The 22,227-nt window shown below is 41.8% G+C and carries 26 protein-coding genes; 20 read left to right on the top strand and 6 right to left on the bottom strand.

The annotated features are described in order from the left end of the window. The first annotated feature begins 370 nt into the window (after positions 1–370). From CSV73_RS06570 to CSV73_RS06555, 4 genes are all read left to right on the top strand, one after another. The gene (locus CSV73_RS06570; RefSeq protein WP_099626943.1) at positions 371–769 is read left to right on the top strand and encodes a YrvL family regulatory protein; all 399 of its coding nucleotides are present in this window, start codon (positions 371–373) and stop codon (positions 767–769) included. Between the two features lie 34 nt (positions 770–803). Next, complete coding sequence (locus CSV73_RS06565) at positions 804–1,217, top strand: hypothetical protein (RefSeq protein ID WP_143560932.1); 414 nt, start codon at positions 804–806, stop codon at positions 1,215–1,217. 126 nt (positions 1,218–1,343) lie between these two features. After that, positions 1,344–2,813 (top strand): FAD-binding oxidoreductase, encoded by a 1,470-nt coding sequence (locus CSV73_RS06560; RefSeq protein WP_233202844.1) that lies wholly within the window; start codon positions 1,344–1,346, stop codon positions 2,811–2,813. A gap of 11 nt (positions 2,814–2,824) precedes the next feature. After that, positions 2,825–3,358, top strand: a complete 534-nt coding sequence (locus CSV73_RS06555; RefSeq protein ID WP_099626941.1) for a hypothetical protein — start codon at positions 2,825–2,827, stop codon at positions 3,356–3,358. Between the two features lie 577 nt (positions 3,359–3,935). Here the strand turns inward: CSV73_RS06555 and CSV73_RS06545 are convergent. Further along, the gene (locus CSV73_RS06545) at positions 3,936–4,262 is read right to left on the bottom strand and encodes a type II toxin-antitoxin system RelE family toxin (RefSeq protein WP_099626939.1); all 327 of its coding nucleotides are present in this window, start codon (positions 4,260–4,262) and stop codon (positions 3,936–3,938) included. A 3-nt stretch (positions 4,263–4,265) separates the two neighbouring features. Beyond that, a complete protein-coding gene (locus CSV73_RS06540; protein ID WP_099626938.1) occupies positions 4,266–4,625 on the bottom strand; it encodes a hypothetical protein in 360 nt (119 codons plus the stop codon). 603 nt (positions 4,626–5,228) lie between these two features. Between CSV73_RS06540 and CSV73_RS06535 the strand changes: the two genes are divergently transcribed. The 8 genes from CSV73_RS06535 to CSV73_RS06500 all read left to right on the top strand — a co-directional run bounded on the left by CSV73_RS06535 (position 5,229) and on the right by CSV73_RS06500 (position 12,029). Beyond that, positions 5,229–6,620 (top strand): L-cystine transporter, encoded by a 1,392-nt coding sequence (locus CSV73_RS06535; protein WP_099626937.1) that lies wholly within the window; start codon positions 5,229–5,231, stop codon positions 6,618–6,620. 223 nt (positions 6,621–6,843) lie between these two features. Then, positions 6,844–7,284 carry a hypothetical protein gene (locus CSV73_RS06530; RefSeq protein WP_143560931.1) on the top strand — a complete coding sequence of 147 codons (441 nt, stop codon included), beginning with the start codon at positions 6,844–6,846 and terminating at the stop codon, positions 7,282–7,284. Positions 7,285–7,544: 260 nt separating this feature from the next. Further along, complete coding sequence (locus tag CSV73_RS06525; RefSeq protein WP_099626935.1) at positions 7,545–8,036, top strand: DUF4825 domain-containing protein; 492 nt, start codon at positions 7,545–7,547, stop codon at positions 8,034–8,036. A 106-nt stretch (positions 8,037–8,142) separates the two neighbouring features. Next, positions 8,143–9,192, top strand: a complete 1,050-nt coding sequence (locus tag CSV73_RS06520; RefSeq protein WP_099626934.1) for a threonine aldolase family protein — start codon at positions 8,143–8,145, stop codon at positions 9,190–9,192. 67 nt (positions 9,193–9,259) lie between these two features. Continuing rightward, positions 9,260–9,526 carry a hypothetical protein gene (locus CSV73_RS06515; RefSeq protein WP_099626933.1) on the top strand — a complete coding sequence of 89 codons (267 nt, stop codon included), beginning with the start codon at positions 9,260–9,262 and terminating at the stop codon, positions 9,524–9,526. Positions 9,527–9,746: 220 nt separating this feature from the next. Continuing rightward, a complete protein-coding gene (locus CSV73_RS06510) occupies positions 9,747–10,181 on the top strand; it encodes a hypothetical protein (RefSeq protein ID WP_099626932.1) in 435 nt (144 codons plus the stop codon). Between the two features lie 277 nt (positions 10,182–10,458). After that, a complete protein-coding gene (locus CSV73_RS06505) occupies positions 10,459–11,112 on the top strand; it encodes a VTT domain-containing protein (protein WP_085132585.1) in 654 nt (217 codons plus the stop codon). Between the two features lie 308 nt (positions 11,113–11,420). Beyond that, positions 11,421–12,029, top strand: a complete 609-nt coding sequence (locus CSV73_RS06500; RefSeq protein ID WP_099626931.1) for a serine/threonine protein kinase — start codon at positions 11,421–11,423, stop codon at positions 12,027–12,029. Positions 12,030–12,110: 81 nt separating this feature from the next. On the opposite strand, the gene CSV73_RS06495 is transcribed toward CSV73_RS06500, so the two are convergent. Further along, a complete protein-coding gene (locus CSV73_RS06495; RefSeq protein ID WP_099626930.1) occupies positions 12,111–12,956 on the bottom strand; it encodes a DegV family protein in 846 nt (281 codons plus the stop codon). Between the two features lie 562 nt (positions 12,957–13,518). Here CSV73_RS06495 and CSV73_RS06490 point away from each other — a divergent pair. Beyond that, on the top strand, positions 13,519–13,773 hold the full coding sequence (locus tag CSV73_RS06490; protein ID WP_099626929.1) for a GlsB/YeaQ/YmgE family stress response membrane protein: 255 nt from the start codon (positions 13,519–13,521) through the stop codon (positions 13,771–13,773). 73 nt (positions 13,774–13,846) lie between these two features. On the opposite strand, the gene CSV73_RS06485 is transcribed toward CSV73_RS06490, so the two are convergent. Further along, positions 13,847–14,581 carry a MerR family transcriptional regulator gene (locus CSV73_RS06485; protein ID WP_099626928.1) on the bottom strand — a complete coding sequence of 245 codons (735 nt, stop codon included), beginning with the start codon at positions 14,579–14,581 and terminating at the stop codon, positions 13,847–13,849. 149 nt (positions 14,582–14,730) lie between these two features. Between CSV73_RS06485 and CSV73_RS06480 the strand changes: the two genes are divergently transcribed. The 4 genes from CSV73_RS06480 to CSV73_RS06465 all read left to right on the top strand — a co-directional run bounded on the left by CSV73_RS06480 (position 14,731) and on the right by CSV73_RS06465 (position 16,857). After that, entirely contained in the window at positions 14,731–15,240 is a 510-nt protein-coding gene (locus CSV73_RS06480; protein WP_099626927.1) for a YfiT family bacillithiol transferase, read from the top strand. Between the two features lie 118 nt (positions 15,241–15,358). Next, on the top strand, positions 15,359–15,940 hold the full coding sequence (locus CSV73_RS06475; protein WP_099627029.1) for a hypothetical protein: 582 nt from the start codon (positions 15,359–15,361) through the stop codon (positions 15,938–15,940). Positions 15,941–16,070: 130 nt separating this feature from the next. Next, positions 16,071–16,397, top strand: coding sequence for a YnfA family protein (locus CSV73_RS06470; protein ID WP_099626926.1), 327 nt, complete (start codon positions 16,071–16,073; stop codon positions 16,395–16,397). A 40-nt stretch (positions 16,398–16,437) separates the two neighbouring features. Next, a complete protein-coding gene (locus tag CSV73_RS06465) occupies positions 16,438–16,857 on the top strand; it encodes a PaaI family thioesterase (RefSeq protein ID WP_099626925.1) in 420 nt (139 codons plus the stop codon). 29 nt (positions 16,858–16,886) lie between these two features. Here the strand turns inward: CSV73_RS06465 and CSV73_RS06460 are convergent, their stop codons facing one another. Together CSV73_RS06460 and CSV73_RS06455 are read right to left on the bottom strand one after the other, a co-directional pair. After that, positions 16,887–17,723, bottom strand: coding sequence for a cytochrome c oxidase assembly protein (locus tag CSV73_RS06460; protein WP_099626924.1), 837 nt, complete (start codon positions 17,721–17,723; stop codon positions 16,887–16,889). Further along, a complete protein-coding gene (locus tag CSV73_RS06455) occupies positions 17,713–18,216 on the bottom strand; it encodes a DUF2243 domain-containing protein (RefSeq protein WP_099626923.1) in 504 nt (167 codons plus the stop codon). Before CSV73_RS06455 ends, CSV73_RS06460 begins: the two co-directional genes overlap by 11 nt. A 318-nt stretch (positions 18,217–18,534) precedes the next feature. Between CSV73_RS06455 and CSV73_RS06450 the strand changes: the two genes are divergently transcribed. From CSV73_RS06450 to CSV73_RS06440, 3 genes are all read left to right on the top strand, one after another. Next, entirely contained in the window at positions 18,535–18,960 is a 426-nt protein-coding gene (locus CSV73_RS06450; RefSeq protein ID WP_099626922.1) for a hypothetical protein, read from the top strand. 451 nt (positions 18,961–19,411) lie between these two features. Further along, positions 19,412–20,530, top strand: coding sequence for a glycerate kinase (locus tag CSV73_RS06445; protein WP_099626921.1), 1,119 nt, complete (start codon positions 19,412–19,414; stop codon positions 20,528–20,530). A gap of 75 nt (positions 20,531–20,605) precedes the next feature. Next, positions 20,606–22,027: an alanine/glycine:cation symporter family protein gene (locus tag CSV73_RS06440; RefSeq protein ID WP_085132596.1), complete on the top strand. Its 1,422-nt coding sequence runs from the start codon at positions 20,606–20,608 to the stop codon at positions 22,025–22,027. The last annotated feature ends 200 nt before the right edge of the window (positions 22,028–22,227 follow it).

The following is a 22,227-nucleotide window of genomic DNA, read 5'->3' as shown; positions in this document are numbered from 1 at the left end:
AAATAAAAGAGAGTGGTGAGGTAGAAAATGAATTACTCCAAAAGTAATTATGCTACAGGTATTTTAATGATTATCATGACACTTTTGCTAGTTGTATCATTTTTAATCGCGAGTACCAGTTATTTTAATACTAAGGAAATCAGGTCATTAATTTCACAATGTCAGGAAAACGGCGGGGAAGAAACATTAGAAATACATAGTAATCTCACAAGCAAATATTCCTTTGAGTGTAGAGAATTAACAAATGGATGAAATTAACGGGGAAGGTCACGCACAAATGGGGTCCGATAATAAATTGATTCTTATATGTAAAGTTTTGACTAAGGAAGATAGATAAAGGTGATCGGTCTTGCAGTGGAGAGATAAGATTATGATTGGTATAGCAATGACTCTGTTGGTAGCTATGTCGATTGTCATTGTCTTTGGCGGTATAGTTTTTGGTCTAGCAAGCTTTATCTCTTTACTTGGTGTTTCGTATGAATCAATTGGATCTTTACTGTGGTTCATCTTCTTCTGTTTTTTGGTTGGCATGTTCTTTGAAATAATAGAGCAGGTCACTTTATTTTTTATAGCGAGATCAAAAGCACACAGTAAAGAAAAATGGATTTGGATAGCTTTAATTAAATTCATCTTAAGCTGGATTGTGATACATATTGTCAATGCATCCATGACAACAGTCGTTTTATCAGGCGTAGCAGAATTCTTAACTGAACTACTTATAGTAAGCATAGACATAGTGTTTGATGATAAAAAGTTACAATACAGTTGAATGAAGCGTATATTTATTATCCATTTAAGGAGGAATGAAATGGATGATTTTATTGAATCCTAAAGAGTATGCAAAGGTTTGTAGATGTTCATTAGAATTAGCTACTAAAAGATGGTCATATTTCGAAAACCTGTATAGAAAACATCTTGAAGCTGTTTGCCCTACCTGCAATGCTACAAGCGGTAATTTATGCTTTTTCGACAATGATAAAATAGATGAGAACAATATAGTCTATATTCGTTGTGGAAATTGCAAAGAAACATTTAATTGTAAGGATATAAGATTACGTGATTGGCGAGCTGGAACGGGATTGCTCGATCAGGTATTAGATGTAATCAAGTACGGTGATTCGTCTGTAATGGGATTTGCTTATGATGATTTGTCAGAAGAAGAGTGGTTTCAATTTGTAACGGATTCAACGAATAAATTATATAATGATGACTTGTAAATGGATAGATTTAAGCTAACGCGGCGATTGCTTCATAAGTAATCACATATGTTCTAATAGGTGCTATTGTGAAAAAATGAAATTCAATATTCTATAGGTTAAATACATACTAGATAAGGAGATCACATGCAAACGATAGCACATTTAGTAAAGAAGCCGTGGTTCCTAGGAAGTCTAGTGGTTATTTTTGTATCTGTTATCTTATGGAACATTCCGATTGAGAAAAGGAAATATGGACTTTCTCAGAGTGGTTTAGTAACAGATTACACCGGATTACTTCCTGAGCGCATTGAAAGAGTGGTTCGAGCGGAAAATCGCAGTGATTTGCAAAGAATTGTAAAACAAGCAAATGAGGATGGACAACAAATTGCTATTGCTGGATTGCAGCATTCACAAGGTGGCCATACGTATTACAAAAACGGAGTGGTCCTGGATATGCGGACATTCAATCGTATACTGGAAATAGATGAACGGCAAAAAACAGTTCGTGTAGAAGCAGGAGCAACTTGGGAAGATGTGCAAGAGGCCATACAACCTATTGGATTGGCCTTGAAAGTGACGCAATCTCAATCGATTTTTACAATAGGTGGTTCTCTATCTGTCAATGCACATGGTCGGGATATCCGCTTTGGTTCAATGGCAGAAACGGTAAAGGCAATGACGATCATTACCCCTGAAGGTGAAATCAAGACCGTGACCCGAGAGGATCCAGATGAATGGATGAAGTACATATTTGGTGGCTATGGATTGTTTGGCGTGATAGTAGATGTGACAGTAGAATTAACGGAAAACCAGCTATATACGATCCAAACAGAGAAATTGAAAATGAGTGCGTATGCCTCCTATTTTGACCGGTTATTAAATGATCAACATACGGCCATGCACTATGCGAGAGTGAGTGTAGCACCGAACTCCTTTTTAGATGAAATGTATGTCATTAATTATAATCATACAGAAAAACAAGATTTTACTACTGGGTTAAAAAAAGAACAAAGCGTTCGATTAACTAAGTTAGCACTTGATATTGGACGGCATGGCGGCGCTTTAGAAAATCTTTTTTGGGGAACACAAAAGCGCTACATTGCTTCCCTCAATGGGAAAGAGATTACCCGAAATAATGCGATGCGTTCGGAATCTACGTTTATGGAATATACGAAGCCCGGTCGGGTGGAAGTATTGCAGGAATTCTTTGTTCCCGTTCATGGTTTTGAGGCCTATATGAAGGATTTGAAGAATGTAATTCCAGTCAATGATAAACATGATGACTTTAAAATCCATAATATCACCATTAGATACGCTGCCAAAGATCAGTTTACAACACTCAACTATGCCAAAGAGGATATGTTTGGCTTGGTTGTTTTAATGCAACATGGGTTAAAAGAGGAGCAGATATCGGAAGCGACGTCTCTCATCCAAAACTGGACCAATCTAACATTAGAGCATGGAGGAACGTATTATTTACCTTACTATCGTTATCAGACGAAAGAACAGTTCAGGCGTTCTTATCCTCAGTGGAATACATTTGCAGATGAAAAATTACGTAGAGATCCACATAACGTTTTCCAGAATATGTTTTACGACTATTATGTAAAATGAGGGAGCGCAGCATGAATCATAAGAGTACGCGCTATTTACCGCTTATCGTTACAGTCGGTCAGGTGGTTATTTTTCCATATTATATAATTTGGCTGAAAGAGGTCTCTTTGACATTTACTTTATTTGCCTGGTTCTTTGCTGCATTTTCTTTTGCAGCTGCTTGTGGATATCGAATCGCGCAGACGAGAAAGAATAAGGATCGTTCTTATATCGCAATCATTTACGCGGGTATGGGGATCGTGTATGTAAGTATAGGCGGTATAAAGTATTCGTCTGACATTCTCCCCTATGTGGTACTTTTATTGCAGGTTATTCTTGGACTCTTACAAGGGTACTTTCGTGCTTGGCATGCTGAGCAAGATACCTACCATTTACATGCGATTCATCATTATTTGATTGTTGGTTGTGCGATGATAGGTTTCAGCTTCGTTAAAATCATATCTCCTGTTGTCTTTATTACTACTTTTGGGATTTTGATGTGTATGTGTGCTGTGTGGACCCTTGTCATAAATGAAAAGGAAGAGGTCGTTATTCCCCGGAAATGAGTTTTACAGTGCTCGCTAAGGTGGATTCCTTTAACGGATGCTTTTCTAGAATAAAAAATACTTACATTTTCGGGAAGTACATGGGAACATGTTTAAATGAAATCCGAAAACCAATGAATTTGCCTGTATTAAGAAAATGTATAAACTCGATTTCCATATTTATCGTAGGAATAATTTTAGGCGAGCTCTCCAAAGTACTGGATGAAACTGCGAGTAATTCGTTGCCGTCTTTTCTTGAAATTTTAGATTTACGTAATTTCTTTTAGGGATTACTGTAGTTATTTTCGCGTTGCAACAGGGGATCTAAAATAGATTAAACAATGAAGACGAAGTATATGAGCTATTACATTCATGGATGCATATCTGGAAGTCGAGCTGCATCAAAATCGGGGCGGGGAATAATATGCTGATTAGCTTGATGCAAGGTCGTGGAACTGGATATAGCGGTGTCATTTGCTTTTCAAAAAAATTTACGGATAGTTCTTCTGTATTATACTGACGATCGAAACTCTTTGAAGTAAATAAGATGTTCGATCAATAAAAAACATCAACAAAGTCTAATAGCTTCATTGATGTTTTACTTTATATCGATATCTCTTAAACGTTTCGCTGCGTGTTTATATACCTCATCATTTCTACGCTTCCCGATTGAAATAATTTCTGCGATTTCAGCTTGGTTTCCTACTATTCTAAAGACAATTCGGATTCCGATCTTCCTGAACTTAATCTTTTTGCAACCAGCTAAATTTGAGCCGGCTTTGTTAGATAGTTCATCTCCAATTTCATCTGCTCGTATTCTGATTTTCGCAAGAGCAAGATCTACATACTTTTTCTCAGAACCGTCTAATTTCAGATAATCTTTTTTTGCATCTTCTATGAAGATAATCTCAAATTCTTTAGCCATAACTCATTCGAACAATTCTTCATCAGAGATGGAATTCGGATCGATTTGTTGGAATTCGGCATAATTGTCTGATCCCATCACCTCACGGATAGGGAATCGGTGCTGTGGGTTTAAATCGGCCTTTTTAATGCGTTCAGATAGCTGAAGATCGTAGAATAATTCACGTAAGCTCTCTAATTCCATATACATCTTTTCGTAGTCCTCATAACTTTGTATTACTGAATCAATATTGTTGTTTTGAGAAATGAATTGAGGTTTGCTTTTTGCATTTCGGCGAACTTCTGCAAATCGTTTCACAGCATGTGAAGCAGAAATTACTTGGTCTTTGTTGAATTGCGGTTTCTCCATAACAATCCGCCCCAATCGTATCATCTCCTTTATAGTATGTCTCAATTACATAAAAGTATACATTAAAATACATCATATGTACATTGATATTGTGTGTAATACTATACATAGTATATTACATAACTTTTTTAGAAAGTATGAAACTCTCATCTTTTGTATAGTGGGTAAAGAAGAATAAAAGGTATATTTATACTACGTAAAACACGCCGCAATGTTTAAGTAAATTATTTTTTCGTCCCCAAGGAACTTTAGGAAAAGCTAATTCAAGAAATAGCTTTATTTTAAGTCACTGATGCGATGACTAGCGCCAGTCACTTATTAATTGTTACCGCTAAACTGCTTAGGTTCTAATCAAGTAGCGGTAACTATGTCGATTATGATTCAGTATTTGTAGTAGAGAAACAATCATGAAAATTTCATAAATTTTAAGGGGATACCGACTCTATTTAGCTTAGTCGATATTCCCTTTTTATTACAGTCTTCGGTGTAAGTTAATAGCGTAACAGATTGGCTAATGTTAGATTATTTAAAATCATACTTGACGAATAGGGATTAAGGGGATAAAGTGTAAACTATATCAAAATCTACAATAATATAAAAATAGAAGGGGATGGAAAGATGAATACTTTTTTACTTATTGTGAACATTGCGGGTCTATTGTTGCTCGTAGGCTTGTTATATAGAATGAATCGTAAAAAGGTTTCATTTTCAAAACGCGTTTTTACGGGGCTTGGACTCGGGATTGGCTACGGACTTATATTACATTTCGCATATGGAACAGAATCTGAGATCCTCAAGCAGTCGATGCCATGGTTTAACCTAATAGGTGGCGGCTATGTTAAATTACTGCAAATGATCGTGATGCCACTTGTATTTATTTCCATATTGGCAGCCTTTACGAAAGTGACCATTGGAAAAAACTTTGGGAAGATGGCGGCTACGATTTTAGGTATGCTCGTGGGTACAACCGCGATTGCCGCGATTGTAGGAATTTCAGTTACGCTTCTATTTGGACTGGACGCATCTGAAATTGTACAAGGAGAAGCAGAAGCGGCACGTGGGCTTTCGATGGAAGAAAACTACGAAACTGTAGCCGATCTTTCGTTGCCTGACAAGCTCATTGATTTACTACCTGCTAATCCTTTCCTAGATTTCACAGGGGCACGTCCAACTTCAACCATTGGGGTCGTTATTTTTGCGGCGTTCCTTGGGTTTGCCTACTTAGCGATTACAAGAAGAGATGAAGAAAATGCGGTAACAGTGAAAAAAGGAATTGATGCGATTTACGCATTGATCATGGGTGTTGTACGAATCGTTCTGCGTTTGACGCCATATGGTATTTTGGCGATTATCGCTCGAACTGTAGCGACGTCTGACTTTATGGCAATTTACAGTCTCGGGAAGTTTGTCTTTGCTTCTTATGTCGCCTTAGTGGTGATGTTCGGTATTCACTTGCTCATTATTACACTATCGGGATTAAACCCAGTGACGTATGTGAAAAAAGCAGGAGAAGCGTTGATATTTGCTTTCACATCACGCTCAAGCGCGGGCACATTACCGTTAACGATTCATGCACAAACAAACCGCTTAGGTGTACCTGAAGGGATCGCAAACTTTTCTGGTTCATTTGGTTTATCCATCGGGCAAAATGGCTGTGCAGGAATTTACCCAGCGATGCTCGCTGTCATGATTGCTCCATCAGTAGGTCAAAATCCACTTGACCCAACATTTTTAGTCACATTAATTGCAATCGTAGCAGTTAGCTCATTTGGTGTAGCTGGTGTTGGGGGAGGCGCGACATTTGCCGCCATTCTTGTCTTATCGGCACTAAATCTTCCAGTCGCACTCGCGGGGTTATTGATTTCTGTTGAACCATTGATTGATATGGGTCGTACTGCTGTAAACGTCAGTGGCTCGATGACAGCAGGTGTCACAACAGCCCGCGTGACGGGTGAACTGGATACGGATATGTATAATGAATCACTTGAAAAACAAACAGTAGAAGCTTAAGTTTAAAAAATCCCGCAGGAGACAGCATCGTCTCCTGCGGGATTTTTTTGATCGAATTAATATCCGATTAGAACACTAAGTGGAACTGGATATAGCGGTGTCATTTGCTTTTTTAAAAACTGGATAATTCTGCTATACTAATAGAAAAATAAGATTAGGTTCACAGTTAGACAATAGGGCCAGATTATGATTAATTGAAATAAAAAAGTGGGTGAATCTAGTGGTGAACAATAGTATTGAAAATGTTAAAACTCATAAAAAGTTTGGATTGGGATCATTGTCGTTATTGTTATTTATATTGGGTATATTATTTTCTGTCTCTTTTGGAAAATACGATGCTATTGGCGATTATATTTTGCGTTTTATGAGTGTAAAACCTTGGTCAAACGGTAATACGGGTTTGCATTATACAGTATTTTATTCTCTTGCTTTTTATATACCAGCCTTAATTATTGGGTATAAATTCAAAAGTGATTGGGGAGCAAAAGTAGGTAGAATTTTGTCAACGATTTTGGTTGTTTCTATTCTGGTAACACTATTGTTTTTTGAAGTTATTCAAATCTTTCAGTATTCGGGGGCTGGTTATGGCACAATATTTAATTCCGAACACTTAGTTGATCTTCGCTACAGCCGGCGACTCTGGGAGGATCAGCGAGAGCCGTAACGAAGAACGGCTTTTGCGAGTGAAGCGTAGCGGGAAGGAGCACATCTTTGCATTGACAGGTGAAACACCTAGCGAGCGAAGTGAGGAGTGTGGTTCACCGCCCGCCCTCCGGAACGCGTCCGGCTGCAGCGCAGATCAACGGGTTCCAACCACTATCTCGACTTTGAGCACAAATGTGGGCAAGCAACGTAAAATCCAAGTAACGTCTATCGTCATGTTCATTGCGCGATAGGGAAAACATTTTACCAAAGGAGAATACCATGAAAAACTTCACAAAATACTTTTGGTCTTCATTACTAGTAATACTGTTCTTAACTTGTTGCAGTTCCACTCCCGATCAGCCAAGTGAAGATGTATTCCAATACAAAGGATCATTTATTGGCGATAACAGTGCAGTAATTCATATAATCGAGCAACTGCGTTACGCTGAGCAGTTTGAAGAAGTTTCGCTTGAAACCAAAACAGAACCGTATGGTATGACGATCCAGTATGAAAATATGGATGCGGCGATGGGAGAAAGGGATTATAAAGAGACAGCGGTTTATAATGCAAGCTATTTATTCACGCTCATTGATAATGCGGAGTGGGTGGATTTTGATTTTGGAAACTACACCTATGAAATCAACAAATCGGAATTGCAGGACTGGTATGGCAAAGAGTTAAACGACTTTACAAATAAAGAAGAATTGGATGTTTTCATTCAAGAAAAGTTACAAGAAGACAGTGAAATGCAACAGCTGTTTGTGAAATAAAAATCGGAAAATTCGTCATTGAAAGAACAATGTAATATGTAACAAAAATCCATCATTCTATGGTATACTTGCAGAAAAAATCAGGCATATTTGGAGATGGACAACTATGATACGATTTGAAAATGATTATACGGAAGGCGCGCATACGCGAATTCTGCAACGATTGATCGAAACAAATGAAGAACAAACGCCGGGATACGGTATGGATGAACACTGCGAGAAAGCTAGAGAGTATATTCGTAAAGAGTGTGAAGCGAAAGAGGCAGATGTTCACTTTTTAGTAGGAGGCACTCAAACAAATACTACGATCATCGCGTCGATTTTACGTCCGTACCAAGGCGCAATCGCTGCCGAGAGTGGACATATTGCGACGCATGAAACGGGCGCTATTGAATCTACTGGACATAAAGTGCTTACTGTACCTAGCGAGGACGGGAAAATTACAGCGGAGCAAGTGAAAGAGTTAGTGGATGCTCACTGGAATGACGCGAGCCCGGAGCATTGTGTACAGCCAGGTCTCGTATACATTTCAAACCCTACAGAAAATGGAACGACCTATACTAAAGCGGAATTGGAAGCTTTGAGTAAAGTGTGTGGAGAATGCGAGTTGCCATTAGTACTGGACGGTGCCCGACTTGGGTATGGTTTGGCTTCGGTTGATAATGATATTACGTTAGCGGATTATGCACGACTATGTGATGTATTCTATATTGGCGGAACGAAAGTTGGTGCGTTGTTTGGTGAAGCGGTCGTCATTACCAATGATTCATTGAAAAAGGATTTCCGGTATTTTATCAAACAAAGAGGCGGCTTGCTCGCTAAAGGAAGACTGTTAGGCATCCAGTTTGAAACGTTGTTCGAAGATGGTTTGTACTATGAAGTCTCGAAACATGCTGTGGAAATGGCGTTGATTCTCCGACAAGCATTTGTGGAGAACGGATTTGCATTACGTTTTGATTCAAAAACTAATCAGCAATTCCCGATCTTGCCAGAGTATGTCATGACAGAGCTGAGTAAAAAGTATTCATTCACTTTCTGGGAAAAGGTCGATGCAACTCATAGTGCGGTTCGTTTTTGCACAAGTTGGTCTACTAAGAAAGAACATGTCGACATGCTCGTGAACGATTTGCATCGGCTATGTATTACATCTTACTAGTAGCTGGTTAATGTTGAATTACGGTAGAGAGTAAAATGAAATGTACTCTAGTTAGGGAGGTTCGTTTATGAATACGGAAAGTATATTAATTGTAGCACTCGCTTTAGCAAGTGTAGGATTCTTATTGCTGATCCTAGGGCAAGCCAAACAAATTAGAGTATTGAAGGAAGAGATTCAGAGATTGCGTCCCGTCGAAAGTCAGGATGAATTAATCGTCGTTGCACAGGAAAAATTAAAAACTCTCGGTGTCGTAAAAACGGTGAAGTACTTGCGGGAGTATAAAGGCATGTCGATGGTAGATGCCAAGCGACTTGTGGATACTATTAAAGAATAACTATTGTGTTGTTTGCGAGACCTTACCAGTTTTTTGGTGAGGTCTCTTTTTGTGATGGTATGACCCCCGAGAGCATGAGGCAATGAATCTCCTTAAAGTGATGAATTATCCATCGGCTTATCCGTACTTTTCGAATCTAGAGCGGGATGAATAGGTTCGTTTATTCATAAAGTCAAAGGGAATAGATAACCAACTACCTTATGGAAAAGAGGGAAAGCAGATGAAGCAGTTTTTGCAGTTGGTTAGCATAGGCATTGTCAGTGGTGCCGTTTTGGCGCTACTCCTGTTTGGCGTATGGGTCGTAACCGGAAATGAAGCGTATGTTTTACTGTATAATGTAGACTACTTCCCCATCATTCATGTCTTTTCGGATGTCGCTTGGTTCGGCATCGTCTTTCACTTCGTTTTTTGTATCGCCAGTGTATTGGGGCTGTTTTACCTATTGAAGTTTTTCAAATGGCAATACAATATGTGGCCGTATGTGGTTGTGTACACAGCGGGAAGCGGTGTGTTGTATTTCCTTACCTTGCTGACTGACCGGCCGCCAGCAGCGGATGACGGCATGGCATGGTTGTACTGGACAGGAAGTCATTTGATATACGGTGTGCTCGTTGCTAGCCTGGTCACGCGATACGTCGACCGTGGTCGTGTGTAGCGGGTGTGGGGTTCAATTAGTTGGAAAAGACAATAAGTTGGATGAACTTACGGGAATCCATGGTATATTTACTACACCACATAAGTAGGCGCAAACGCTTAGTATCCAACTCCTGTTTTACTTTCAAATGGGAAGGGATACTATTTATTTTACGGGCTTAGCACTTTTCAAGGATAAATACCCTAAGCCAAACGTAAAGTAGATAGATCGTGTGTATACGTTTGGTATTCTCACTTGCGTCGCGTCGAAGTCATTTTTCCAAAAAAGGAGCCTGTACATGAATCTCATTCAAGGACTAATCAGCTTTATCTTGCACATTGATGAGCATCTAGTCGATATCATTCAAATTTTTGGCGGTTGGTCGTACGTCATCTTATTTTTAATCGTTTTTATTGAAACCGGTGTAGTGATATTTCCATTTCTACCTGGTGACTCTTTGCTGTTCGCAGGTGGTGCATTTGCGGCGTTAGATGCATTTAATATTTGGTGGCTTGTCGCGGTCTTCTTCGTTGCAGCTGTCCTTGGTGATACAGTGAACTACCATATTGGACGTAAAGTGGGGATGTCGATTTCTCCCGGCAGTTGGCTAGGGAAAGTGATAAACCAAGAGAAAATGAGAGCTGCAGAGACGTTCTTTAATACGCATGGTGGAAAAACTATCTTGATTGCCCGCTTTATGCCGTTTGTCCGGACATTCGCTCCGTTCGTTGCGGGCGCGAGCCGCATGAATTATCGGTACTTTGCTTTCTATAATGTCGTTGGAGCGGCATTTTGGGTAGGTCTATGCACGATGCTAGGGTATTTATTCGGCAATATTCCTGTTATTAAAGAGAACTTTTCCACGGTGTTGCTTGCAATTATCTTTTTATCTGTCCTGCCTGCATTAATCGGTGTGGTGAAAAGTAAATTGAGCAGGCAAGCTGTACGATGAGAAAGGTCGATTGTTTTATCATAGTGAGTCAATAAATATCTATGCATTCCTAGTTAGTTGACATATAAGGCGGTTCAATTTATAGTGAGCCTATACTAATATACGAACACTTCCGTTAAGGGGAGTAGCTATCACAGTAAAAGTCGTCAATACAGGATGGGAATCCTCGGCTTTACTGGCAACTTACGTTGTTTGCGAGACCTTGCCAATTATTTGGTGAGGTCTCTTGTGATTTTTACAGAGATATCAAATCCACTAATTGGTTTTGATGTCTCTTTTTTGTTTTTAAAATTATTGGAGGTTACGCTTTGAGTATATATCAGGAACTTGTGGAATCGATCGTCGTGAATCAAAAGAATCGTCTAATGGACTTTCATCCATCTCTGCAGCTTATCGGAACAGGGAGAAGTGCGTTTGTATTTCGAATTCAATCCTCGAACAAGGCGATTAAAGTTTTCTTTCCAAATTTCGTCTACATTGCGAAGGAAGAGGCTGAGATTTATCTAGTACTCAAGGATATTCATTATTTTCCACGTATTTATGAAGCAGGCACGAATTATTTAGTGATGGATTACGTGGAAGGAGATACGCTTTTTGATTGCCTGACAAATGGGCGGCTGATTACAGACGCACATATTAAAGAAATCGACTATGCTTTATCGTTAGCATCCGACGCAGGGTTGAATCCGTCAGACATTCATTTGCGAAATATATTGATCACGCCTGACGATCAAATCAGACTGATCGACGTGGCGCGGTATAGACAGCAAAAAGATTGCAGGCAGTGGAGTGATTTGAAAAAAGCTCATCGCCAATTTTATCAAAAACATTTCTTTTGGAAGAAAGTCCCGAGCTCGTTTTTGAATGGTGTAGCGTACTTGTATAAAAAGGGACTCATCCCATCGTATCGGTTATGAAGAATGCACACGTTACGAGTTTTAGTGTTTTATAAACAAAGAAGGGACCGAATTCACAATGGATTCGGTCCCTTTATATATTCAATAGGTGACCCAGCTTAATCCCGTCGTTCCTTCGCCTGCATGCACGGCCACACAAACACTAAGTGAAACGACTTGAACGTGTAATGTCGGAAATTCTTTTAGTAGCTCGTTCTTCCATATGTTAGCGTCCTGTGGATTATGACAATGAATAACCGCTACTTCTGGTACAGAACCTTTTTCCATATCGGAACGGAGTAGGGAAGTAACATGTTTTTTTGCCCGCTTCATGGACCGTACTTTTTCCGTCATCACGGCTTTTCCGTTCTCAAAACTAATGAGAACTTTTATGTTCAGCAAATTACTTAAAAATGCTTGTGTTCCTGAAACGCGACCACTTTTATGCAATTGGCCTAGACTACCTGGGATAAACGATAACTTAGAATTTGCAGTCATCGCAGTAAGGGCTTCCACGACTTCTTCTGGTCCTTTACCTTCTGCAAACAGTTCATTCCCCATCTCAATCATTTTGACCATCGGAAAGGAACCGATTTTCGAATCAATAGGGTACACAGGGAAGTCTGTCATTTTTGCTGCGGATTGAGCGCTTTCAAATGTACCTGAAAGTCCACTGGATAAATGCACGGCAATAGCAAAGTCATATCCTTCTGTCTGCAGTTTTTCATATAAAGTAGTCATCTCACCAATTGTAGGTTGTGAGGTTTTAGGTGAACCTTTTGCAGCGCGTAATTTATCATAAAACTCGTCTTCTGTAAGATCCAGTGATTCCCTATAGCATCGATCTTCAAACACTAGGCCAAGAGGAAGTACAGATACATGATGTCGTTGAATAAAAGCCTCATCTACTTGTGCTGCCGTATCCGTAATCCAAGCTATTTTCTTCATTATAAATTTCTCCTCAAACTACAAATTTCGTATATGAACTAGCGAACTTCTATCCATAACTTACACTACGGATTAGCCAGGACCTAGTGATAATTGTCATATCTTGTCGAATTAATGTGTTTGCTGTCATAAATTGAACATATGTTTAGAGAGGAGAATGAATCGAAGTGTAGGAATTAACGAAGAATCCCATGGACGTGGTTTGTGGATAGTGTAATTTACCATCTGTAAGGTAATAACGGGTTCATCTATAAAACAATAGCTGTCAAAAAGATCGCTATCCTCGTTTTCACTATTCGACTGCCGTTGAAATGAAAGGATCGCATACTTTTATAACCTCCAGTTCCTACTGCGTATATCTAGTACTGTAGTAAATTATATCATCCACGACGATTGGAACATATGAGCGGTACTTTTTGCATACATGCGCCTACACGGATTTTTATGATGAATACTATGCTGTAACAAGGAATAGATTACTAATAAGATGTAACTCGATCACTTCATTATGTTCGCAATTTGAGTAGTAAATACACTTAAAATAGCTGAAGGGGCGTGTGAAATGAGTATCCTTTTGTATTTAATAATTGGCGGTGTGATTGGTTGGTTTGCTAGTCTACTCATTGGAAAAAGTGTTCCAGGTGGTATTGTGGGGAATATGATTACGGGAATTATAGGTGCGTGGATTGGCGGCAATTTATTAGGCAGCTGGGGCCCGCGTTTAGGAGACTATTATGTCGTCCCTACTATCGTAGGCGCGTTGATTTTTGTCATTGTCGTCAGTTACATTCTGAAAGCGACGCGGAAAAGACGGTAACTAGATGGGCTACCCGCTTTGTCGAGCGGGAGCCCTTTTTCTATTGATTGAAATCTGTCGTGCAAGAGGATGTTTATTCTTTGTGAGTATCTGCAAAAATGATCATCGCTTCGCACATGAATTGTGCCAAACCTGCACCAAATTGATCGATATTCGTCGTGAAGCGTTCGTCTGCTATATACATATGCCCTAACCCTTTGAACGCTTCCAATGTGTAGTGATGACCAGTATGCGTATTCAAAAACTCATACCATTCTGTAATAGCTGTTTGTGCTTCAGTGGATTCAGGCGGTGTGTTTTTGAGCTGTGCCAATTTCCGGTAGATGTCATTCATCTTTTCTCCGACGGCTGTATTTTTGAATGCGGTGTTTGATTGTTCGATCGCCTTTGCTCCCCATAATTTCCGTGCTTCTTCTTCATATGGGTTTTGACTGAAATTAAATCCTTTAAACTTCTCTTCATTCGACATGTCGATCTCTCCTTTTAGATAGTGTGTAGTTTTATCGATGGTCGCAATCATTTGATCGATCCGGTCGCGTTTCTCAAGCAATAGTTTTCGATGCAGCTGAAGAGCTTGCTGGCGGTCAAATGACGGATCGCTGAGAATTTCCTTGATTTCTTTCAGAGGAAAGTCCAGTTCTTTGAAAAAAAGTATTTGCTGCAACGTCTCGAGATTCTGTTCGGAGTAATAGCGATAACCCGTGTCTGTGGTTTCCTCGGGTGTCAGCAATCCGATTTCATCGTAGTGATGAAGTGTGCGCACGCTAATACCGACTAATTCCGCGACTTGCTTTACCTTCATTTTCATTATCAGCACCTCCTTATTATGTAGTATAAAGTGTGACGTAACGTGAGGGTCAATACATGTAGTAGAGTTTTTAAAAAGTAGTGCTGAGAAAATCATAGAGTAATCAGATAATTTATGGGATAATGAGGTAATGAAGAGGGGGTTTCGTAATGGATCATCGATTTCCGATCGGAGACTTACACGTTCCTGAACAAGTGACGTTGGAAGATATTCGAAAGTGGTTACTAGAAATTGAAAGCTATACAACTCGATTGAGGGGAACTGTAGATTCATTGAATGACGAAGAACTAACTAATACGTATCGCGAAGGTGCGTGGACAGTTCGTCAATTGGTGCATCATATTACAGACTCGCAGTTGACTATGTATCAGCGATTAAAGCTTGCGTTAACAGACGACCATCCAACAGCACCTGCTTTCGATCAAGAGAAGTGGGCTGTACTCCCTGACACCGAGCTATCGGTGGAGCCTTCCATTAAGATGCTCGAAGGGATCAATGAGCGTATTGTCGCGTTAGGCAATAGTCTGACAGAAGAGCAACTGCAACGAACATTTATTCATCAAATAAACGGAGAGATTACAGTAGCGAAAAAGATCGCGAAGTTGGCTTGGCATGAAGCGCATCATTTAGCACATATTGAGATCGCTTTGGCGAAATAATGGAAGATGTAGTGAACGGCTTATCGAACTTCGGTAAGTCTTTTTACATTTTTCCTCAATAGTTATAAGATACGAAGTGCATGGAAAACAGAAGGTTATGGATGTGAGAGAGATGAAAATGACTAGAATAGTAGTGCTGGTATCTTGGCTAGTGGCCAGTATTCTATTTGGCCTGCTGACGAAGCTTTTGGACTCTGTCCCTTTCTTTGGAGATGTCTTCACTCGAATGGGGATTTGGGTATTGATCGCGACGTGTATTGCGGCATACAGTAAAACGGCTATGCGTGCAGCGATTCATACGTTGCTATTCTTTCTGGGAATGCTGACCGGCTATTATCTGTATTCAGCCTATTTATTTGGCGTATATTCGACGAATGATATGAAGTATTGGGGCTTTGTAGCAGTTTTCACGCCATTTCTTGCAATGATTGTCTGGTATGCGAAACATGGCAGAAGTTCAGCTTATATTTTACCTGCGTTGCCTATGGGATTGATGTTGAGTCTCTCACTTGGAATCGGGTTGTTTTATGTGGATGTGAATTATTTGGCAGAACTCATCATGTACATTATGTTGTGCGTGATATTCTATCAAACACCTAAACAACTTTCTATCGTAATAGTTCTTTCTATTGTGGTCACATGTATAATCGAATTGACACCGTTGAACTGGTTTTTGTGTTTTGAGTTGTCTGAATTATAATATGGTTAGTACTAGTTTTCAAGAAATGGTCTTGTGCACGTGAACCAGTGGGTGTTTACAAGTTATGCGACTATCAATAGATGAAAAGTCCACGCTGGATTATCCGAAGTGATTAAATGGAGGTTTACTGATGGTGAAAGTTGTAGTGATATTTCTCCTAGCCGGCTTGGCCGAAATTGGCGGAGGGTATTTGATTTGGCAATGGCTGCGCGAAGGTAAATCTGCGATGTTTGGCTTATTCGGCGGCATTGCATTAATTGTATATGGCGTGGTGGTCACATTCCAGACATTCCCGTCTTTTGGCAGAGTGTATGCAGCGTATGGAGGAGTGTTCGTTTTTCTATCTGTATTATGGGGATGGGGAATTGATAAAAAAACCCCTGATTTGTACGATTTCATAGGGGCGGGTATTTGCCTGATTGGTGTGTCTGTCATATTGTTTGCACCGAGATCATAATCAAATGAAGGATAACATTTTATAAGGGGAGGACAAGAATATGACGCAAAATGAAATGTTCCATATCGGAAAGCAAGCACTAGAAGCCCAGTCTTTCAGCAAACTGTTAGGTACTGAATTGATGGAGTTTAAACCAGGTGAAGTCGTTCTGGAAGTTCCCATCACGGAACATGTATTGCAGCAACATGGCTTTGTGCACGGTGGGGTCATTGGTTATGCAGCTGATAACGCATTGACCTTTGTAGGCGGCTCCGTTCTGGGCCCTAACGTATTGACGGCAGAATACAAAATCAACTATATACGGCCCGCTGTTGGTGAAAAGTTAATTGCCCGGGCGACAGTTATTTCAGCAGGCAAGCGGCAAGCCGTATGCCGTTGTGATGTTTTTTCCGTCAAAGATGGAGAAGAGAAGATGTGTGCCGCAGCCCAAGGGACCATTATGACAGCTATAGCCGAATAATGAAATGCCTAACCGAAGACAAAACGCACCTAGTAGTTGGCAGGTGCGTTTTGTGTCGTTTCACTCTTATACACATGAACATCTGAAGTGGATGGAATGTTGGTCTGTTGCCGTTTCGCTGAGTGATACCAGCTTCTAAACAATAGAATGATCAACACAAGATCCACCGCATCGCCTCCGTAATACATAAGCATAGCTCCTACACGCGCTTCTTCAACAGGTACACCGGCAGGCGGATAGGCATATAGGAATTTTGATAGAATTCCGTGTCCCGCAAGAGCCACAATAAAGACTACAGTGCGGTAGCGGTAACTATAGCGGTGAGATACAGGATCGATGTATAAAAGAGAAATGGTAAATAAATATCCCGCAACGAACACGTGCACATGGATCAAGATATGCAGCCAAAGATGGTGGTGCATGGCCGCAAACAAACCCGTCGTATATAACAGCCACAGTCCGCCGATGTTCAGAATGGATGCAGTGACGGGATGTGTATAGAACCCTGCGAGTCGGCTTTTTAGCAAGTAGGTTACTTTACGTGCCTGCCGAACGGGTAGTGTCCGCAGCAATAACGTCATGGGAGCAGCGAGCGCCAACAGAAGGGGGCCGAGCATGCCGAGCAAGAGATGGCCCAACATATGCCATGTGAAAGAATCATGTGACAGGTCGGCAAGCGGTCCGACGACAGCACTTGCTGAGGCTACTACACCCGCTACCCACAACACGATCCGTCTCCGTGGCCATTTTCGCAAACGTCTTTGCCGATTGGAATGAAAGACAGCGACTCCATATAATAGGATGGCGAGAACCGCAGAAATCCCAAATAGCCAATCGGTTACACTGATATATGAATCATGTGGCATGAAGCATCAGCCTTTCCGCCGAGCGGGCATCCCGTTGCGCGGACTTGATGAGCAACAGACCGATCACAATCATCAAAATCGCAGAACCGTTCCAAATGATATCATACGGAACAATGTCCACGTTATAACGAATCTGATGAATGCGCATGACCTTGTGTTGAATAGTTCCATCATATAATTGAAACGCTCCGCCCCCGAGTAACTTGCCACCCCAGAACATCTTATGCCATAACGCATTTCTTCTGCGCAAATCCGCTACCAAATACAAACCGCCCACCGTCGCAAACCAGCTGAACGCATGAAACAAACCATCCGACACCAAGCCAACCGCCACGGTAGATTTATCATAAAACTTGTGCCAATGCAGCAATTGATGGAACAGTGTCTCATCCAAAAACGCCACAAACCCAAGGCCGAATAATATGCCGGCCCATAGATTTCTCTTCTGATAACTTTTTCGATTCGTCCAGTTTTTCACTTGTAACTCAGCCATATTTCACCCGCTCCCTTCCTTATGTATGTAGTGTTCCCTGAGGGTGCGGCATTTAAAACCTGTTGTGTGGATGTTAGACGGGGGATGAACTGGGGGCTTATAGAGCGGGTAGACGTCCTCATAGAGCGCTTTTCGAAGAAGTATGATCGGATCTCCGTTGACTATGAGCCAAAACGTGTCCTTATAGAGCGGATAGACAGACTCATAGAGCGTTCTCCTTAGAAGTATGATCGGACTTAGGTTGCCTATGATCGGAAACGTGTCCCGATAGAGCGGATAGACAGACTGATAGAGCGCTCTCCGCAGAAGTATGCTCGGATGCCGGTTGACTATGAGCGGAAATGTGTCCCGATAGAGCGGATGAACGGCCTCATAGAGCGCTTCCCGCAGCAGTATGATCGGATACTCGTTGACTATGAGCGGAAATGTGTCCCGATAGAGCGGCTGAACGTCCTCATAGAGCGCTTCCCGCAGAAGTATGCTCGGATGCCCGTTGTCTATGAGCGGAAACGTATTCCGATAGAGCGGATAGACGTCCTCATAGAGCGCTTTCCACAGAAGTACTATCGGATCTCCGTTGACTATGAGCCAAAACGTGTCCCGATAGAGCGGGTAGACAGCCTCATAGAGCGTTCTCCTCAGAAGTATGATCGGATGCCCGTTGACTATGAGCGGAAATGTGTTCCGATAGGGCGGCTGGCCAGCCTCATAGAGCGTTCTCCGCAGAAGTATGATCGGACTTAGGTTGCCTATGAGCGGAAACGTGTCCTGATAGAGCGGGTAGACAGACTCATAGAGCGCTCTCCGCAGAAGTATGATCGGATGCCGGTTGCCTATGATCGGAAACGCGCCCCGATAGAGCGGATAAACAGACTCATAGAGCGTTCTCCGCAGAAGTATGATCGGATGCCCGTTGACTATGAGCGGAAACGTATTCTGATAGAGCGGATAGACGTCCTCATAGAGCGCTTCCCGCAGAAGTATGCTCGGCTTCTCCGGTTGCCCATGAGCGGAAACGCGTGCTGATAGAGCGGATGAACGTCCTCATAGAGCGCACTCCACTAAAGTATGATCGGATCCACATCCACCACAGGCAGCGGAAAGTCTATAGTATAAAAATATAGTAGCTATCCAATAATTTATGGTAACTTTTCCTGCATAATCTGCTAGAATACGAATAAAGGGAGTGTGAGCTGTGAAAATTGTCATTGCCCCTGATGCATTTAAGGGCAGCTTACAGGCAGATCAAGCGGCCGACGCTATGTATAGTGGCGTGAAGAAGGTATATCCGCATGCAGAAGTAGTCCGTTTACCAGTCGCGGATGGTGGCGAGGGAACGCTTGCTGTCCTTGTCGCGTCAACTGGCGGGACGTTGCGAACCGTATCTGTGCAAGATCCGCTTGGTCGCACAGTAGATGCATGCTTTGGTATGCTTGGTGACGGTGAGACAGCGGTCATTGAAATGGCACAGGCGTCCGGTTTCCTGTTGCTTGAGGAGCATGAACTCGATCCAATGAAAGCGTCAACATTTGGCACGGGGCAGTTAATTCGTCATGCGCTGGATATGGGTTACAGGAAAATGATCATTGGACTTGGCGGGAGTGCGACGAATGATGGGGGAACGGGTTTGCTTGAAGCGCTAGGCGTTCGTTTCCTCTCTGATGGACAGCTATTGCGGATGAATGGGGCTACGCTTACGTTAATCAATGAAATCGATACCTCGCAACTGGATAAACGTTTGCTGGAGACGGACATTCGCATTGCATCTGATGTGGACAATCCGTTTGTCGGTGAGCAAGGCGCGTCGTTTGTTTTCGGTCCGCAAAAAGGAGCGGATGCAGAGATGATTCTGCGTCTGGATGAAGGGTTACGACATTTGGCGGACGAGACGGAAAAGCAGATGGGCGTGCGATTGCATGCGTTACGCGGTGCCGGAGCGGCTGGGGGAAGTGCGGGTGCATTAATTGCCTATTGTGGAGCGCGTCTTGAAAGTGGAATTGATGTCATGCTCGAAGCGATGGATTTCGAAAAGCATCTATCTTCAGCAGATTTCATTGTAACAGGGGAAGGTAAGACGGATCGGCAGACGCTTGCAGGCAAGGCATTAATGGGGATTGCGAAGCTTGCGAAGGTAGAGGATGTTCCGGTTATTGTCATTTCAGGAGCGATTGAAGAAGCAGCGCGTCAAGAGCTTCTTGTGTGGTTCACCGAATTGCATTCATTGGATGATGGAAAGAAGTCGTTGACCGAATTGATGGCAAATGCGGCAGAGTTATTGGAAAACAAAACGTCGATAGTCATGCAAAGTAGATAGTAGAAAATAGTTTTTTATTATGTGATGCATAGCAAGTAGGCGGGTAGGGTATAGAATACACGAGGAGGTGGTCAGATGTTTCAAGATGCAATCAACTGGCTTGTAGGGCCGGCGAATAATTTCATTTGGACATATGTTTTAATCGGACTTTTATTGGCAACAGGTTTATATTTCTCAATTCGCACGAAATTTGTACAAGTACGCTTATTTGGTGAGATGTTCCGTCTGATTGTTGAGAAGAAGGATAGCAACGACGGGGTATCGCCATTCCAAGCATTTACAATTAGTGCCGCGTCACGTGTAGGGACAGGTAACGTAGCAGGGGTAGCCCTTGCGATCGGAATCGGTGGGCCCGGCGCGGTATTCTGGATGTGGGTTATCGCTATAATCGGTATGGCGACTGCATTCATTGAAAGTACATTGGCGCAAGTGTATAAAGTGAAAGACGGCGATACTTTCCGCGGAGGGCCGGCGTATTATATGCAAAAAGCGTTAGGCTGGCGGAAACTTGGTATTGTCTTTGCGATTTTACTGACGATGTGTTTCGGATTCATCTTTAACGCAGTGCAATCGAACACAATCAGTCAATCGTTCACAGACGTATTCGGCATTCCACATTGGGCTGTAGGAGTTGGACTCATTGCTCTGACGGCAGTAATTGTCTTTGGTGGTGTGCAGCGTATTGTTAAAGTAACGCAGACTATCGTACCTATAATGGCAACATTTTATATTATCGTAGCATTGTATATTGTGATATTGAACATTACAGAAGTTCCAGCGATGATTGCATTAATTTTCGAGCACGCATTCGGTATTAAAGAAATCATGGGTGGCGGAATCGGTATGGCTATGATGCAAGGTGTACGCCGAGGTCTGTTCTCCAATGAAGCAGGTATGGGTAGTGTGCCAAACGCAGCAGCTACAGCGAACGTATCGCACCCAGCAAAACAAGGACTCGTACAATCATTAGGCGTATTTTTCGATACCATCATCATCTGTTCAGCAACTGCCTTCATTATCTTACTTGGCGGCTTGTACCAATCAGGCGAAACAAACGGTATCTTATTGACGCAAGCATCCATGGAAGTACACGTAGGCGCATGGGCACCATACTTCATCGCCGTAGCGATCATGTTCTTCGCCTTCAGTTCCATCATCGGTAACTACTACTATGGCGAAACGAACATCGAATTTATCAACGCTAACGTCTTGTGGAAACGAATCTACCAAGTTCTCGTACTCGCTATGGTCTACTTCGGAGCCGTTGCAAAAGTACAAGTCGTCTGGGACATGGCCGACTTATTCATGGGACTAATGGCCATCATTAACTTAGTCGTTATACTACTCCTGGGCAAAATTGCCTTCAAAGTACTCGACGACTTCACCAAACAACGAAAGGCGGGCAGGAACCCCGTCTTCAAAGCAGCTAGCATCCCTGATTTAAAAGGCGCAGAGTGTTGGGAAGAAACAGCTGAAAGAGCAGAAGATCGTTTGTGATATTGATAGATAATATTGGGCTTTTTATATTTTGATCTTAAGACTTTGAATTGGAACTAATAAATACAGTGAATTTTCTAGGTGGTCTACGTTAGAAAGTAGGATTGTAGCGTAAGCAGTTGGCGACTCCGGGAGGATCAGCGTGAGTCTGAGACCCTGGCCAGGTGCCTTAATTTCTGCAAAGTACACAGAAATACGGC

The sequence above is a fragment of the Sporosarcina sp. P1 genome (assembly GCF_002743155.1).
GTDB classification, from domain to species: Bacteria; Bacillota; Bacilli; order Bacillales_A; family Planococcaceae; genus Sporosarcina; species Sporosarcina ureae_B.
This window is presented reverse-complemented; position numbering and strand designations above follow the sequence as displayed.

Coding starts and splice junctions, on each gene's coding strand:
- CSV73_RS06570 (WP_099626943.1), top strand. CDS start 371: ATGATTGGTATAGCAATGACTCTGTTGGTAGCTATGTCGATTGTCATT.
- CSV73_RS06565 (WP_143560932.1), top strand. CDS start 804: ATGAAATGGATGATTTTATTGAATCCTAAAGAGTATGCAAAGGTTTGT.
- CSV73_RS06560 (WP_233202844.1), top strand. CDS start 1,344: ATGCAAACGATAGCACATTTAGTAAAGAAGCCGTGGTTCCTAGGAAGT.
- CSV73_RS06555 (WP_099626941.1), top strand. CDS start 2,825: ATGAATCATAAGAGTACGCGCTATTTACCGCTTATCGTTACAGTCGGT.
- CSV73_RS06545 (WP_099626939.1), bottom strand. CDS start 4,262: ATGGCTAAAGAATTTGAGATTATCTTCATAGAAGATGCAAAAAAAGAT.
- CSV73_RS06535 (WP_099626937.1), top strand. CDS start 5,229: ATGAATACTTTTTTACTTATTGTGAACATTGCGGGTCTATTGTTGCTC.
- CSV73_RS06525 (WP_099626935.1), top strand. CDS start 7,545: ATGAAAAACTTCACAAAATACTTTTGGTCTTCATTACTAGTAATACTG.
- CSV73_RS06520 (WP_099626934.1), top strand. CDS start 8,143: ATGATACGATTTGAAAATGATTATACGGAAGGCGCGCATACGCGAATT.
- CSV73_RS06515 (WP_099626933.1), top strand. CDS start 9,260: ATGAATACGGAAAGTATATTAATTGTAGCACTCGCTTTAGCAAGTGTA.
- CSV73_RS06510 (WP_099626932.1), top strand. CDS start 9,747: ATGAAGCAGTTTTTGCAGTTGGTTAGCATAGGCATTGTCAGTGGTGCC.
- CSV73_RS06505 (WP_085132585.1), top strand. CDS start 10,459: ATGAATCTCATTCAAGGACTAATCAGCTTTATCTTGCACATTGATGAG.
- CSV73_RS06495 (WP_099626930.1), bottom strand. CDS start 12,956: ATGAAGAAAATAGCTTGGATTACGGATACGGCAGCACAAGTAGATGAG.
- CSV73_RS06490 (WP_099626929.1), top strand. CDS start 13,519: ATGAGTATCCTTTTGTATTTAATAATTGGCGGTGTGATTGGTTGGTTT.
- CSV73_RS06485 (WP_099626928.1), bottom strand. CDS start 14,581: ATGAAAATGAAGGTAAAGCAAGTCGCGGAATTAGTCGGTATTAGCGTG.
- CSV73_RS06480 (WP_099626927.1), top strand. CDS start 14,731: ATGGATCATCGATTTCCGATCGGAGACTTACACGTTCCTGAACAAGTG.
- CSV73_RS06475 (WP_099627029.1), top strand. CDS start 15,359: ATGACTAGAATAGTAGTGCTGGTATCTTGGCTAGTGGCCAGTATTCTA.
- CSV73_RS06470 (WP_099626926.1), top strand. CDS start 16,071: ATGGTGAAAGTTGTAGTGATATTTCTCCTAGCCGGCTTGGCCGAAATT.
- CSV73_RS06465 (WP_099626925.1), top strand. CDS start 16,438: ATGACGCAAAATGAAATGTTCCATATCGGAAAGCAAGCACTAGAAGCC.
- CSV73_RS06460 (WP_099626924.1), bottom strand. CDS start 17,723: ATGCCACATGATTCATATATCAGTGTAACCGATTGGCTATTTGGGATT.
- CSV73_RS06455 (WP_099626923.1), bottom strand. CDS start 18,216: ATGGCTGAGTTACAAGTGAAAAACTGGACGAATCGAAAAAGTTATCAG.
- CSV73_RS06450 (WP_099626922.1), top strand. CDS start 18,535: ATGCCGGTTGACTATGAGCGGAAATGTGTCCCGATAGAGCGGATGAAC.
- CSV73_RS06440 (WP_085132596.1), top strand. CDS start 20,606: ATGTTTCAAGATGCAATCAACTGGCTTGTAGGGCCGGCGAATAATTTC.